This is a genomic window from Algibacter lectus, from assembly GCF_900112395.1.
Classification (GTDB): domain Bacteria; phylum Bacteroidota; class Bacteroidia; order Flavobacteriales; family Flavobacteriaceae; genus Algibacter; species Algibacter lectus.
The window spans coordinates 163,742-177,581 of record NZ_FOLN01000005.1 but is presented as its reverse complement, the minus strand read 5'-3'; the positions used below and the strand labels follow the sequence as shown (position 1 = coordinate 177,581).

The 13,840-nt window shown below is 32.6% G+C and carries 16 protein-coding genes; 8 read left to right on the top strand and 8 right to left on the bottom strand.

Annotated elements, in window-relative coordinates; translation table 11 throughout:
* From BM246_RS10630 to BM246_RS10600, 7 genes are all read left to right on the top strand, one after another.
* The gene (locus BM246_RS10630) at window positions 1-648 is read left to right on the top strand and encodes an NADH:ubiquinone reductase (Na(+)-transporting) subunit D (RefSeq protein ID WP_042495691.1); all 648 of its coding nucleotides are present in this window, start codon (window positions 1-3) and stop codon (window positions 646-648) included.
* 83 nt (window positions 649-731) lie between these two features.
* Window positions 732-1,445 carry an NADH:ubiquinone reductase (Na(+)-transporting) subunit E gene (gene nqrE / locus BM246_RS10625; RefSeq protein ID WP_074937789.1) on the top strand — a complete coding sequence of 238 codons (714 nt, stop codon included), beginning with the start codon at window positions 732-734 and terminating at the stop codon, window positions 1,443-1,445.
* A 1-nt stretch (window position 1,446) separates the two neighbouring features.
* Window positions 1,447-2,754: an NADH:ubiquinone reductase (Na(+)-transporting) subunit F gene (nqrF, locus tag BM246_RS10620; protein ID WP_042504916.1), complete on the top strand. Its 1,308-nt coding sequence runs from the start codon at window positions 1,447-1,449 to the stop codon at window positions 2,752-2,754.
* 277 nt (window positions 2,755-3,031) lie between these two features.
* Complete coding sequence (locus tag BM246_RS10615; RefSeq protein WP_175489795.1) at window positions 3,032-3,424, top strand: response regulator; 393 nt, start codon at window positions 3,032-3,034, stop codon at window positions 3,422-3,424.
* A 162-nt stretch (window positions 3,425-3,586) separates the two neighbouring features.
* Window positions 3,587-5,473, top strand: a complete 1,887-nt coding sequence (locus BM246_RS10610) for a YfiR/HmsC family protein (RefSeq protein ID WP_139221881.1) — start codon at window positions 3,587-3,589, stop codon at window positions 5,471-5,473.
* Window positions 5,474-5,534: 61 nt separating this feature from the next.
* The gene (locus tag BM246_RS10605) at window positions 5,535-5,912 is read left to right on the top strand and encodes a hypothetical protein (protein WP_042495681.1); all 378 of its coding nucleotides are present in this window, start codon (window positions 5,535-5,537) and stop codon (window positions 5,910-5,912) included.
* Window positions 5,913-6,911, top strand: a complete 999-nt coding sequence (locus BM246_RS10600) for an FAD:protein FMN transferase (RefSeq protein ID WP_074937786.1) — start codon at window positions 5,913-5,915, stop codon at window positions 6,909-6,911.
* Between the two features lie 25 nt (window positions 6,912-6,936).
* On the opposite strand, the gene BM246_RS10595 is transcribed toward BM246_RS10600, so the two are convergent.
* The 6 genes from BM246_RS10595 to gpmI all read right to left on the bottom strand — a co-directional run bounded on the left by BM246_RS10595 (window position 6,937) and on the right by gpmI (window position 11,739).
* Entirely contained in the window at window positions 6,937-7,305 is a 369-nt protein-coding gene (locus BM246_RS10595; protein WP_074937783.1) for a DUF423 domain-containing protein, read from the bottom strand.
* Window positions 7,306-7,328: 23 nt separating this feature from the next.
* Complete coding sequence (locus tag BM246_RS10590; RefSeq protein ID WP_074937780.1) at window positions 7,329-8,093, bottom strand: class I SAM-dependent methyltransferase; 765 nt, start codon at window positions 8,091-8,093, stop codon at window positions 7,329-7,331.
* Window positions 8,094-8,096: 3 nt separating this feature from the next.
* Window positions 8,097-8,885: a DUF3050 domain-containing protein gene (locus BM246_RS10585; RefSeq protein ID WP_074937778.1), complete on the bottom strand. Its 789-nt coding sequence runs from the start codon at window positions 8,883-8,885 to the stop codon at window positions 8,097-8,099.
* Complete coding sequence (map, locus tag BM246_RS10580; protein ID WP_042495677.1) at window positions 8,886-9,704, bottom strand: type I methionyl aminopeptidase; 819 nt, start codon at window positions 9,702-9,704, stop codon at window positions 8,886-8,888.
* A gap of 78 nt (window positions 9,705-9,782) precedes the next feature.
* Window positions 9,783-10,187 (bottom strand): BT0820 family HAD-type phosphatase, encoded by a 405-nt coding sequence (locus BM246_RS10575; protein WP_074937775.1) that lies wholly within the window; start codon window positions 10,185-10,187, stop codon window positions 9,783-9,785.
* 40 nt (window positions 10,188-10,227) lie between these two features.
* Window positions 10,228-11,739: a 2,3-bisphosphoglycerate-independent phosphoglycerate mutase gene (gene gpmI, locus BM246_RS10570; RefSeq protein ID WP_074937773.1), complete on the bottom strand. Its 1,512-nt coding sequence runs from the start codon at window positions 11,737-11,739 to the stop codon at window positions 10,228-10,230.
* A gap of 255 nt (window positions 11,740-11,994) precedes the next feature.
* On the opposite strand from gpmI, the gene BM246_RS10565 reads away from it, so the two are divergent.
* Window positions 11,995-12,393 carry an ankyrin repeat domain-containing protein gene (locus BM246_RS10565; RefSeq protein WP_042495672.1) on the top strand — a complete coding sequence of 133 codons (399 nt, stop codon included), beginning with the start codon at window positions 11,995-11,997 and terminating at the stop codon, window positions 12,391-12,393.
* 513 nt (window positions 12,394-12,906) lie between these two features.
* On the opposite strand, the gene BM246_RS10560 is transcribed toward BM246_RS10565, so the two are convergent.
* Window positions 12,907-13,599: a RagB/SusD family nutrient uptake outer membrane protein gene (locus BM246_RS10560; protein WP_231961849.1), complete on the bottom strand. Its 693-nt coding sequence runs from the start codon at window positions 13,597-13,599 to the stop codon at window positions 12,907-12,909.
* A gap of 25 nt (window positions 13,600-13,624) precedes the next feature.
* The gene (locus BM246_RS10555) at window positions 13,625-13,831 is read right to left on the bottom strand and encodes a hypothetical protein (protein ID WP_074937769.1); all 207 of its coding nucleotides are present in this window, start codon (window positions 13,829-13,831) and stop codon (window positions 13,625-13,627) included.
* Window positions 13,832-13,840 lie beyond the last annotated feature (9 nt).

Sequence of the window (13,840 nt, the reverse complement as noted above, 5' to 3'; positions counted from 1 at the left end):
ATGGGACTTTTATCAAAAAAAGACGCCAAGTTAATCACAGATCCATTAGCAGATAATAACCCAATTACTATTCAAGTACTTGGTATTTGTTCTGCTTTAGCAATTACTGCTGAGCTAAAAGCATCTATTGTAATGGCTGTTTCAGTAATGGCCGTATTAGCAATAGGGAATGTTGTTATTTCTTTAATGAGAAATATTATTCCTTCTAAAATTAGAATTATTGTACAATTGGTTGTTGTTGCCGCTTTGGTAATTATAGTTGACCAAGTACTTAAAGCTTTTGCTTACGAGTTAAGTAAAACACTTTCTGTATTTGTTGGTTTAATTATTACTAACTGTATCATCATGGGACGTTTTGAGGCTTTTGCATTAGCAAATAAACCTTGGAGATCTTTTCTAGATGGTATTGGTAATGCTGCGGGTTACGGTTTAATTTTAATTATTGTTGGATTTTTTAGAGAGCTTTTAGGTTCTGGTACTTTATTAGGATTTAAGGTATTAGGAGATCCAATTGAAAAAACCGGATTATATGCTATTGGTTACGAGAATAACGGTTTTATGTTATTATCACCAATGGCCTTAATAGTAGTTGGAATAATCATCTGGATACAACGTAGCAGAAATACAGCATTAGTAGAAGATCATTAATTAGTGAGCAGTTAAATTAATTTACTTTAGCTTTTTAAGTCTATGGAAAATTGAAAAACTGAAAACTGAATACTATAAAAAAAATGGAATATATAGAGTTATTTTTCAAATCAATATTTATCGACAACATGGTATTTGCCACGTTCTTAGGAATGTGTTCTTACCTTGCGGTATCTAAAAAAGTAAGTACAGCGGTTGGTTTAGGAGCAGCTGTAATTTTTGTACTAGCGATTACCGTGCCTTTAAACTGGTTGTTAGATCAGTATTTATTGCAGCCAGGAGCTTTATCTTGGTTAGGTGAAGAGTATGCAAGTTACGATTTAAGTTTCCTATCATTCATCATGTTCATTGCAACTATTGCAACCATGGTACAATTGGTAGAAATAGAGGTAGAGAAGTTCTCACCATCATTATACAATTCATTAGGTATCTTTTTACCATTAATTGCAGTAAACTGTGCTATTTTAGGGGGATCATTATTTATGCAATCTCGTGAAATACCAACTTTAGGTTTAGCTACAGTTTACGGTATAGGTTCTGGAATAGGATGGTTTTTAGCGATTTTAGCTATTGCAGCTATTCGTGAAAAAATTAGATATTCAAATGTGCCACCGGCATTAAGAGGCTTAGGTATTACATTCATCATTACTGGATTAATGGCGATTGGATTCATGAGTTTTGGAGGTATGTTAACTGGAGGTGATGAAGAAGCACCAAAGGAAGAAACAACTGCAAAAGTAAATTCTGCAAAGGATAACAAAGAAGTGTTAGCTAACAACATAAAAGTAAATGAGTAATATGATATTAGCCGCAAGTACAATAGGAACAATTGGAGTAACAGTAATTGCTTTTTTAATCATTTTACTTTTACTCGTTGGTTTATTATTAGTTGTAAAACAAAAACTATCACCATCGGGACCTGTAAAGATTACCATTAATGGTGAGAAGGAGATAGAAGTAGCTTCAGGAGCGAGTTTACTTTCAACTTTAGGAAATTCTAAAATATTTTTACCATCTGCCTGTGGTGGTGGTGGAACTTGTATTCAATGTGAGTGTCACGTAAACTCTGGTGGAGGTGAAGCTTTACCAACAGAAGTGCCGCATTTTACAAGAAAAGAATTACAACATGGTGCACGTTTAGCTTGTCAAGTTAAAGTGAAACAAGATATGGACATCACTATTCCTGAAGAAGTATTTGGAATTAAGAAATGGGAAGCTGTTGTAGTTCGTAACTATAACGTAGCATCATTTATTAAGGAGTTTGTTGTTGAAATCCCTGAAGATATGGGGTACAAAGCAGGTGGATATATTCAAATTGAAATTCCTCCATGTGAAGTAAAATATTCTGATATGGATATTACAGCACACCCTGAAGAACACGAAACTCCAGACAAATTTCAAGCAGAATGGGATAAGTTTAAGCTTTGGCCATTAGTTATGAAGAATACGGAAACAATAGAACGTGCTTATTCTATGGCTTCTTACCCTGCAGAAGGAAGAGAAATTATGTTAAACGTACGTGTGGCTTGTCCACCGTTTGATAGAGCCAAAGGTGGCTGGATGGATGTAAATCCAGGAATAGCTTCCTCTTACATTTTTAACCAAAAACCAGGTGATAAAGTAACTATTTCTGGACCCTACGGTGAATTCTTCATCAATGAGTCTGAGAGTGAAATGCTTTACGTTGGTGGTGGTGCAGGTATGGCACCAATGCGTTCTCATTTATATCACTTATTTAAAACCTTAAAAACAGGTCGTAAAGTAACATATTGGTATGGTGGACGTTCTAAACGTGAGTTATTTTATTTAGAGCATTTTTACGAGTTAGAAAAAGAGTTCCCGAACTTTAAATTCTATTTAGCATTATCTGAACCAATGGAAGAAGATAACTGGAAAGTAAAAGAGAATATAGATGCGCCAGGAGACGGTTTTGTTGGATTTATTCACAATTGTGTTATCGATAACTATTTATCATTACACGAGTCGCCAGAAGATATAGAATTATACTTCTGTGGACCACCGTTAATGAATAAAGCAGTTCAAAAAATGGGTGAAGATTTCGGAATCCCTGATGAGCATATTAGATTTGATGATTTTGGAGGATAATCTCTAAATTCAAGGTATTATAAAAAACCAACACGATAGTGTTGGTTTTTTTTTGCTTTAAATTGTGTTAAATTTTTGTTCTTACACTCTGATTTTGAGAGGTTTTTTGTTGTAGGGTTCTTGGTTATAAATGATTGAATAGTTAAAAACTGTGTATTTCGTCGAAAATAAAGGCGTATAACCGATAAAATGATTAAATTAGCAAGTAGGAATTCATCTGAATTTTTTATAGGTAAGAACTTATTTTCTAAATAATATGAGTATTGTAGATAAACAATTGAGAATTTTATTCATCGATGATGATAAAGCGACCAATTTTTTAAATAAACATATCGCTAAAAAAAATGCCAGCGTTAGTTCTACTGTATTAGTAGATAGCGCTTTTGAAGCTATAGACTACCTTGAGAAAAAAATAGTAAACCCGGAGGATAGACCCGATATTATTTTTTTAGATATTAATATGCCTGCCATGAATGGTTGGGAGTTTTTAGATGTATTTTATAAAATAGATTCAGGATTAATCAAGGATATAGAAATAGTTATTCTGTCATCCTCAGATGACCCTAGTGATATAAATCAATTTAAAAGTCGTAATACACTTTTAGATTTTGTGAAGAAACCATTAGATTCAAAATTATTCAATGATGTTTTATTGAAAGTATGTAGTTAATAAATTTATAAATAAGTAATAGTTAAGTTTAAAATATAGCTTAACAATTCGAGTTAGTTATTCCATTTGTCCCCTCAAAATTAATAAATAACAGATACTGATATTATGCAATAATAATATCACGTTAACAATACTCTTTAAATTTTCTTTTAAAGGTGCTTTTTGGATGGAGTAATTAGAATGCTAAACAATTATTTTAAATATTTAATTGACGATATGCGCTTAGCTATAGTCGCTTTTAAAAACACTGCAATTTGGTTTCCAAAGTATGTTGGTTTACTCCTGTGTATGTTTTTATTTACCGTAATATCTTATGGGCAGGATGTAAAAAATGATAAGGTTACTTCTGTAGATGAACAGCGCGCTGTTATGGTTTTAAATTTAACAGAAGAAGTTAAATGGTCTAAAATATCTCAAATTACTACCTTTAAAATAGGAGTTATGGGACCTGATACTATTAAAAATAGCTTATCTAAAATTTCTAAAAACAGAAGAATATTTGAAAAACTTATTCAAGTAGATCGAATAAATAAACTTGAAGATATAAAAAACTATAATGTTGTTTATGTAAATAGCACCTACGAGTATTTATTAAAATCTATTTTAGAAGAAAGTAAGGGGCTGGAAGTACTAATTATTACCGAAGGCTATCCAACAAATTCCTCAATGATTAACATGGTACAAGTTGACGATAGCTATAAATATGATATAAACCGAAAGTACATAAGAGAAGCCAAACTGAAAATCACACCAATACTTGCAGGTCATGCTGTAACTTCCAAAGAAATTAAAGAATCTCTCTATAAAAAAACAGAGCAAAAACTTTACATCGCTACTAGGGAAAATAAAGAGCAGAAGAAGATTATTGAAAGTCAAATAAAAACAATTGGTAATCAAATTAATGCTATTAATGAAAAGGATGAAGTTATTTATATTAAAGATTATTCCTTAAAAACACTAGCTCTGGATAGTGAGTTAAAAGCAAAACAATTAGCCGAAAACCTTAATTTAGAAAGAGAGTTAGAAAAAAGGTTAGACGAACAAATTAATCAAATAATTGATCAACAAAATGAGATAGATTCTGTAAATAATGAAATTTTGAATCATAAAAGAACATTAGAAATTCAAACAAGTAACATAAAGGAAAAAACGGCCATATTAGAAGAGAAGAATATTATAATTGATACACAACGAAAGCATAATATCATCTTATCGATATTATCTGGTTTGTTATTTATTGCCTGTCTGTCGTTACTATTTGCTTATATTAAAAATAAAAAATTAAATACACGCTTGAATGTTCAGCATAAAGAAATTAAAAAACAATCTGTATTATTAACCTCAAAAAATAAGGAATTAGAGCAATTCGCGTATATAGCCAGTCACGATTTACAAGAACCATTGAATACGGTTTCTAGTTTTATTGATGTTTTAAATGAAGACTACTATAGCCAGTTCGATGGAGATGGTCAGCAAATTTTAGGTTTTATCAAAGAGGGAAGTGTGCGAATGAAAAAATTAATAGATGCGCTTTTACAATATTCGCGATTAGGTAGATCTAAAGTTTTTGAAGATGTTAATTGCATGCCATTATTAGATGTTTTAACGGCAGATTTACAGAGCACAATAAAAGATAGTGAAGCGGAAATTAGCTACAAAGACTTACCAATTATAAAGGGTAATGAAGTTGAGTTACGTTTACTCTTTCAAAACCTGATTACAAATGGTATTAAATTTAGAGACCCTAATGTAAAACCAAGAATTAATATAGAGTGTACCGAAATTTCAGAAGGAGAAGATGCTAATAATGGAGCAGAGAAGTACTGGAAATTTTCGGTTACCGATAATGGTATTGGTATTGCTACAGAATATCAAGATCGGGTTTTTGCCATCTTTCAAAGATTACATTCCAGATTAGAATACGAGGGCTCTGGAATTGGTTTAGCACATTGTAAAAAAATTGTAGAATCGCATTCTGGTAAAATATGGTTTACTTCAGAAAAAGGTATGGGTACTACATTTTGTTTTTCGCTACCTATGAGCGCGTAATATTATTCATTTCTTAGCTTTAAATTTGTGCGGTTTAAATAGGGTTACTTATTTTTGCACTATGAGCAAAGCATTATCAAAACAAGAACTTCATAATTTAGCCATGAACCATGTTGGTAAAGATTTAGAACACCGTGGTTTCGAGTTTATAGCTATAAATAGTAAACTAAAAAGGCATCCGCAATTTGTTTGCATGGATAAAACTAAGCAGTATTTCTTTGTAATTGTTAGAGCAGTTATTCTTCCTGAGAACCCTAATAATTATGATGTAGTTTGGATGGAAAGCTTTAAAAAGCACGCTAGGGAAAATGATGCTAAAGTATTATACGCGGGTGTTGGAATAGGTAGTGTTAAAGGTGAGAACGAGCCGCTTTATTTAAACGAAGAGTATTTATTAGAATATAATGGTATTCAGGTTTTAGAAACTAATTTAAACTAAATGAATATATTAAAATTAGTGCTCTGTTGTTTCGTGATTTGTGCTTGTAAGCAGGCGCCTTCTAATTATACAGAACAAAGTTTTAAAAACACCCAACTAGAAGGTTCTGTATTCGGAACGTTTTACCAAGTAACTTACGATACAGATGCTAATTATGAAGTACAACTCGATAGTTTATTTGCTGTAATTAATACATCAATGTCTACCTATATTGATAATTCTGATATTTCAAAACTTAACAGAAATGAGTTGATTGATGTTGATAATCACTTTAAAACAGTTTTTTCTAATTCCGAAGCTATTTATATAGCAACTAATGGTGCTTTCGATCCCACTATTGGCGCTGTAGTAAATGCATGGGATTTTGGTCCAGAAGGAAAAATAATGGATTTAGATAGTCTTAAAATCAATACACTCATGCAATCTGTGGGGTTGGATAAGGTGTCCTTAAAAGGAAATAAAATTATTAAGCCAGAAGGAACTTTTATTGATTTCAATGCTATAGCAAAAGGCTATGGGGTAGATGTGGTTGGAGAGTTTTTAGAAAGCAGAAACGTAAAAAACTATTTAGTCAATATTGGAGGAGAATTACGAGCAAGAGGTTTAAATAAAGCTAGTGGAAAGATTTGGACAGTAGGTGTAGAGAACCCTAATTTTAATGGCACACAATCTATTAATAAGGTTCTTTCTTTAAAAGATAAAGCCATGGCAACATCAGGAACTTATAGAAAGTTTAAAATAGATGCCGACGGTAATCGCTATGCACATATTATCGATACTAAAACTGGCTATCCGAGTAAAACGAACCTATTAAGCATTTCTGTAATTGCCGACAATTGTATGACTGCAGATGCTTATGCTACCGCATTTAAAGCTATGGGAATAGAAAGGGTAAAGACTTTTTTAGAATCGCATCCTGAATTAAAAGTGTTCCTAATATTTGAAAATGATAGAAAAGAGTTCGAAACGTTGAGTTTGAATGGCTTTGGAGAAAATTAAAAATAAGTGATTAGCCTTAATTTTATTAGAAAGCAGCAATGCACAAAAGTAACCAACCGGTTACTAAAAGTAAACCACCTAGAGGAGTAATAGGCCCCAGAAATTTTAACTTCTTACCTCGAGCATCTGATAGTATTAATCCATAAATACTAAAAGAAAACAACACGATACCAATGGTAAAGCACCAATAAATTGGCATCGTTACATATTCAGGATTCAAACCTAACGCCACTAAAAGAATAGCATGATACATTTGGTATTTTACTCCAACTTCAAAACTTTGTAATTGGTCTGCAGATAGTATTTTTTTTAAAGCATGCGCTCCAAAAGCACCAAAAATAACAGATAACATACCAAAAATGGCACCTGTTGCTAGTATAATAGATTGTGTCATAATATTGAGAAAAACTAAAAATGTTATTTATAAACTACAGGAATAATTTCACCTGGAGCTAAGCAGTATTCTTTTATCGCTTCCGCGGAAAGGTTTGCGGTATAATCTACTTCATCTACTTTAAAACCTATGCTGCGTAGCTTATCAAAATAATCTCGGCCATAAACACGAACATGATCATACTGTCCGAATATTTTAGCACGTTCTGCTTTGTCGGTAATAGTATCATCTTCAAAAGTAGTGGCTCTAGATAAATCTTGCGGAATTTGAAAAATGCCCATGCCACCAGGTTTAAGAACACGGTAAAGCTCTTGCATGGCTTTGGTATCATCTGGAATATGCTCTAGAACATGATTACAAAAAATAATATCGTAACTATTATCTTCAAAAGGTAAATTGCAAATATCAGCTTTTACATCAGCAATAGGCGATAGCAAATCGGTAGTAGTATAATCTAAGTTTTTTAATTTTCTAAAGCGTTTCAAAAAACACTGTTCGGGAGCAAAATGAAGCACTTTTTTTTCCGAAGAAAAGAAGTCGGTTTCATTCTTTAGGTAAAGCCAAAGTAATCTATGGCGCTCTAAACTTAAAGTAGAAGGCGATAAAACATTATTGCGTTGTTGCCCATAACCGTATGGTAAAAAACTTTTAAAACCCTTTCCGTCTATAGGGTCGGTAAAAGTATTTCCTTTTAAAAAAAAAGCTAAAACCGGACGAATAACATAGCTTAACCTTATTAATAAGGGTCTCGGAATGGTATTCAATATAAGTTTAAAAAGTTTTTTCAATGTTTATGCTTCTAGAGCTTTTGTTGATGAAATTAAGTTTGAAATACCATCCCACAGCGCAATACGATATTTTAGCGCATCTTGTGCGGTTTCTAATACCTCGTCCCATTTTTGAGAATCGTTTTGGCATAATTCTTCAACCATTTTTAAAGATAATGGGCCATGCTCATCACCATCTAGCTCTATATGGCGCTCCAAATAATAAGTAAGTTTACTATAAGAGGCTTTATGTTGTTGTTCCGATTGTTTAATAATTTGAAAAAACATATCGGGAATTACATCTTCTCTTCCAAAGGTAAAAGCGGCAGCAATTTTATGCGGTGCATTAGTAGCAATGGTTTTAAAAGAGAACTCTACAAATTCTAGAGTTTCTTTAGGTAAATTTAAAGCAGTTAGCGCATTAGAAACTGAAGTGCCAGCTACTATGTTTTTTATAAATTTATCGATATCTGTTGTGCTTGCTCCAATTTGTTGCATGGCATCTAAGTACATTTCAAAATGACTGTAAGGCTCGCCTAGCTCGTTAACATCACTTTCCTCACCTAGAACAATTTCATTTATAAAACGAGCCGTAGAAGGATGTTTTACAGGGGTCCAAGGTACTGATGTGTTAGTTAAATGATTTTGAAGCGCTTTTAGCAAACTCATAAAATCCCAAACAGCAAAAACATGCTGTTCCATAAATGTTTTAATATCTTCAACCGAGGCTAAATCACTGTATAGTTTATGCGAATTGAGTTTTTCTCGCAACGGTTTTAGTGCGAGTTCAATAGATTTTATGGATGTATTCATTTAAAGTACTAATGCGTTTTGGCGAAATTCATCTTCTTCGTTAGAAACTATACCTAAAGCATCATAAATGTAAGCAAAAGTTGAAAGTAACTCAGGTTTACCGTCTACTAATGCTACATCGTGCTCAAAATGTGCCGATGGTTTTTCGTCTAAAGTTGTAATAGTCCAACCGTCTCTATGTTGTTTAATACGGTGTGTACCTAAGTTTATCATTGGCTCTATGGCAACTACCATACCATCTATAAACTTTTTACCTCTACCACGTTTACCATAGTTTGGCATTTCTGGATCTTCGTGCATTTTTGCACCCAATCCATGACCAACTAATTCACGAACGACACCATAACCATGATCTTCACAATATTTTTGAATGGCATAACCAACATCGCCTACACGGTTATTCGCTTTAAATTCGCGGATACCAACGTATAAAGATTCTTTAGTAACTTGAAGTAGTTTTTCGGTTTCGGGAGCAATTTCACCTACAGCAAAAGTGTAAGCGTGATCGCCATAAAATCCGTTTTTTAAAGCACCACAATCTATCGAAATAATATCACCTTCAACTAAAGGTGTATTATTAGGAATACCATGTACTACCTGTGTGTTCGGACTCATGCAAAGTGTATTCGGGAAATCGTAAAGCCCTAAAAAACCAGGTATAGCACCATGGTCTCTAATATGTTCTTCGGCAATTTTATCAAGTTGAAGCGTTGTTACACCTGGCTTTAATGCCTTGGCAACTTCGCCCAATGTTTTAGATACAATTAAGGCACTTTCGCGCATTAATTCAATTTCTTCTTTTGTTTTTATTACTATCATATTCTAAAAAATAATGGCAAAGATACTTAAATCGCTAAGATTGAATTTTGGTTGAAATGAAGAGACTTCAAATTCAAACTATTTCAAGAAGCTAAAAAAGCCTTTTTTCTGTTTAGGAATTACTGGTGTTTCGTTGGTAAGTATTTGATAAACTTCTCCCCAACCAATAAAACCACCAATGTTTCTATCATCAATAAAAATATCAGCATTTATTTTTCTGCTAATATCAGTAGTATATTCTTCTCCAGAAAAACTATTGTTTATTGCATAAAAACTGATGCCGTTTTCTTCACAAAAAGCAACGGCTTCGTCTAATCTACTGTCACATCTGTAGGTCCATAGAATTAAACGATGTCCTTCTTGTTGTAACTTCTTTAACGTTTCGAAAGCAAATATCATAGGCTTTCCTATTTTAGGATAAGCATCTTCTACTATCGTGCCGTCAAAATCGACAGCAATTATTTTAGTGTTATTAAAATTCATAATTATTAACGGTAGTTTACAAAGCCTAAGTTATTGTATTTTAAATTAAAGGATGTTGCGTCATTGCTTTTGGTTGTTCTACGCCTATAAGTTTTAAAATAGTTGGAGCCATATCTCCTAAAACACCATCTTTAATACTTTTTAATTCGTTGTCTATTAAAATAACGGGCACTGGGTTTGTTGTGTGCGCTGTATTTGGAGAACCATCTGGGTTAATCATGGTTTCACAGTTACCGTGGTCGGCAATTAATAGGGTAGTGTACCCGTTTTCTAAACCTGTTGTTACTACTTTGTTTACACAAGTATCAACAGCTTCACAAGCTTTTATTGCAGCTTCCATAACACCTGTGTGCCCAACCATATCACCATTTGCAAAATTTAAGCAAACAAAATCGGCTTCTCCTTTTTGTAATTCAGGAACTAAAGCATCAGTTAACTCAAAAGCACTCATTTCTGGTTGTAAATCGTAAGTCGCTACTTTTGGCGAGTTTTTTAAAATTCGAGATTCGCCTTCAAAAGGAGTTTCTTGTCCTCCTGAAAAGAAAAATGTTACGTGCGGGTATTTTTCAGTCTCGGCAATTCTAATTTGTTTTTTTCCGTTTTTGGATAAAACCTCACCAAGTGTTTCTGTAATATTATCTTTATTGAAAATCACTTTTATACCTTTAAAAGCATCACTATAGTTTGTGATGGTTACATAATATAAATCTAATTTTTGGGTATCGTATTCTGGGAAATCTTGTTGGTTTAACATTTCGGTTAACTCACGACCTCTATCTGTTCTAAAATTAAAGAAGATTACAACATCATCTTTTTCTACTTTAGCAACAGGTTCATTGTTTTCTGTAATAATTAATGGTTTGATGAACTCATCGGTAACATCATTATCATAGTTAGCCTGAATTTCGGCAGTAGGATTATCTGTTTTAGTACCCACATTGTTTACAATAGCATCGTAGGCTAGTTTTACACGTTCCCAACGCGTATCTCTATCCATGGCATAATAACGGCCTGTAATGGTTGCTATTTTAGCTTTAGTGCCTTCTGTATATTTTTGTAAGTCTTCAACATAACCTTTACTAGATTTTGGGTCTACATCACGACCATCAGTAAAGGCATGTACATAAGAGTTTACGCCTGCTTTATTAGCTGCATCAATAAAACCACGTAAATGGCTTGTATGTGCATGTACGCCACCATCACTTAGTAAACCTAAAAAGTGAACGTTTTTATTATTATCAGAAGCATATTTTAAAGCGTCTACTAGTACTTTTTCATCTTTTAGTGTATCTTTTTCTATAGCTAAGTTAATTTTAGCTAAATCTTGATACACAATTCTGCCAGCTCCTAAATTCATGTGGCCAACTTCACTATTTCCCATTTGGCCTTCTGGCAAGCCAACATGTAAACCATCGGTCCTTAAGGTCGCGAATGGGTATTTTTTATATAAAGAGTCTATGAAAGGTGTATTTGCATGATCGATAGCTGAAACTTTTGGGTCTGGAGAGTTTCCCCAACCGTCTAGAATCATTAAGATTACTTTTTTATTCATTTTATTTAAAAATTTTATGAAACACTACAAAGATACATAACTTGGCCTAAGTGACCATTAAATATAGCCTGAAAATAGCCTATTTAATAGGGGTTTGTTAATCTGTTTGAAAATGGAGGTTTTGCTTAATTATATTGAAATTAAATGATGAAAACTCAATATTATTTATTTTTTATGTAACACTTTTAAGTTTCCGTCGTCTTTTAAGTATATCAAAAAACATAATCAATTTAATCAAATCAAAAATCTTTCATCATGAAAAAATCAATCATTATTTCCGCAATCGCCTTATGCTTTTCTTTAGGAACAGTAAATGCAACACCTTTAAATTCAACTCCTAATACTTTAGAAAGTGTACGCTATTTTAAAGTGAATTCTTTTTGCGTCTCTATCGCTTTAGGTGATATTGATACTGTTATGAAGTTATTATCTTTAGGTGAAGATGTGAATCAAATTTCTAATGGCATGACGCCGGCTATGTATGCTGCAAAGTTTAACAGAACTGAAATTCTGGAACTTTTAATAATACATGGAGCAGATTTAAAAACTAAGAATTCTAAAAAAATGACAGCTGCTAAATATGCCGAAATTCATGGCGCAACAGATGCGGCTTTAATTATTAAAGAAACTCTAGCTGAGAAAAAGAAAAAATAATTATTAGCATATATAATTATTTTGAGTTAGTCACTCTAAATAAAAGCTGCCTTTGTAGGTGGCTTTTTTTTGTTTTAATATGAAATGGTATCTGGGAAAAGGACAAAAAAAAAGCAGCTATAAAATTATAACTGCTTATTTTCAATTAAAAAAAAACTAACTCAAACTATATAATACTTAATTTCAAACTTTATGAAGGTTATCGTTTTTATATCAACTGAAATCAAAATGATATGCTAACGACTTCCTTTTACAATATTATCTCATTTTAAGGTTGCCGACTATAATTTATGGTTCTATATCTATAAATTATCAGTTATTTTAAGGGTTTTGAGAGGTGTGTGTACAGTTTTTATAGGAAAGTAACTTATAATGTATTTTTAAATGTAATGTTCTTAAAGTTTTATTTTGAGTGGATTAAAAAGAAAACCAGCAAATCGAAAAGTTCGATTTGCTGGTTTTTTAGATTTAATAATTAATCATAAAGGATTAAATTGATTATTATTATTATTATTACCAACCTGGGTTTTGTTTTAAATTGGTATTTATCACCGTTTCATTTATTGGTAATGGCCACAAGTAATTTTTTAGATTAAAAGGCCTGTTTTCTGCTGGGTCAATAATTAAGGCTTTTACAGGTCCTACTCCAGATGGGTAATCATCATCAAAACCATAAATTGCAATTGATGGATCAAAAAGATCAGCATTAGTATCATACTCAGTACCTTCGATAACATACCCAATTATGTCCGTGCTAAGTAAGTCTACGGCTGTATTCCATCGGCGTATATCATTCCAGTGATTATTATCTTCCATATAGAGCTCTACTGTTCTTTCTCTTCTAATTTCTTCTAGCATATCTAAGTTATTATCAGCAACGAGACTGTTTGTTAGAGGAGCAATGCCAGCTCTATCTCTGATTAAATTAACAGATATATCTAAGTCATTGTCTGAAATTGAGCCATCACGTTCATATAAAGCTTCAGCATAGGTCAGTAGTATTTCTGCATATCTTAAATGAGGGTAATTGTAAGCTTCTGTTCTAACAAGTCTATAACCATTCCATGTTGTGAATTTTTGATTAGATAAATTAGAGTTGTTAACTCCAGATATAGCAGGTATTTCTAACGAGGCATCTTCAATTACTAATTCTCCAAAGTTTGCCCACATTCTTCTGTCTCTGTTTTTAAATTGATCAGATTGTATAGCATAACCTTCAAATTGAGTTGATTTATCTATTGGTAACCCATCTACACATGTCTAAAGCAACTTGAGACGGTGCATTTCTACCAAAATTAATTTGGGTAAATTGGCTGCCTAATTGATTGTTTGATTCGAAATCGAATATAAATTCATTATTTGACGCTTTAGTATAGCCTCCAGGGTTTGAGTTAGCACCTTCTAATGAAAACAACCATTTGTATGAGTTGTTATCCATATTAGGGTC

Excerpts from the sequence above, each read along its gene's own strand:
- BM246_RS10630 (WP_042495691.1), top strand. The coding sequence starts at position 1 with ATGGGACTTTTATCAAAAAAAGACGCCAAGTTAATCACAGATCCATTA.
- nqrE (WP_074937789.1), top strand. The coding sequence starts at position 732 with ATGGAATATATAGAGTTATTTTTCAAATCAATATTTATCGACAACATG.
- nqrF (WP_042504916.1), top strand. The coding sequence starts at position 1,447 with ATGATATTAGCCGCAAGTACAATAGGAACAATTGGAGTAACAGTAATT.
- BM246_RS10605 (WP_042495681.1), top strand. The coding sequence starts at position 5,535 with ATGAGCAAAGCATTATCAAAACAAGAACTTCATAATTTAGCCATGAAC.
- BM246_RS10600 (WP_074937786.1), top strand. The coding sequence starts at position 5,913 with ATGAATATATTAAAATTAGTGCTCTGTTGTTTCGTGATTTGTGCTTGT.
- BM246_RS10595 (WP_074937783.1), bottom strand. The coding sequence starts at position 7,305 with ATGACACAATCTATTATACTAGCAACAGGTGCCATTTTTGGTATGTTA.
- BM246_RS10585 (WP_074937778.1), bottom strand. The coding sequence starts at position 8,885 with ATGAATACATCCATAAAATCTATTGAACTCGCACTAAAACCGTTGCGA.
- map (WP_042495677.1), bottom strand. The coding sequence starts at position 9,704 with ATGATAGTAATAAAAACAAAAGAAGAAATTGAATTAATGCGCGAAAGT.
- BM246_RS10575 (WP_074937775.1), bottom strand. The coding sequence starts at position 10,187 with ATGAATTTTAATAACACTAAAATAATTGCTGTCGATTTTGACGGCACG.
- gpmI (WP_074937773.1), bottom strand. The coding sequence starts at position 11,739 with ATGAATAAAAAAGTAATCTTAATGATTCTAGACGGTTGGGGAAACTCT.
- BM246_RS10565 (WP_042495672.1), top strand. The coding sequence starts at position 11,995 with ATGAAAAAATCAATCATTATTTCCGCAATCGCCTTATGCTTTTCTTTA.
- BM246_RS10555 (WP_074937769.1), bottom strand. The coding sequence starts at position 13,831 with ATGGATAACAACTCATACAAATGGTTGTTTTCATTAGAAGGTGCTAAC.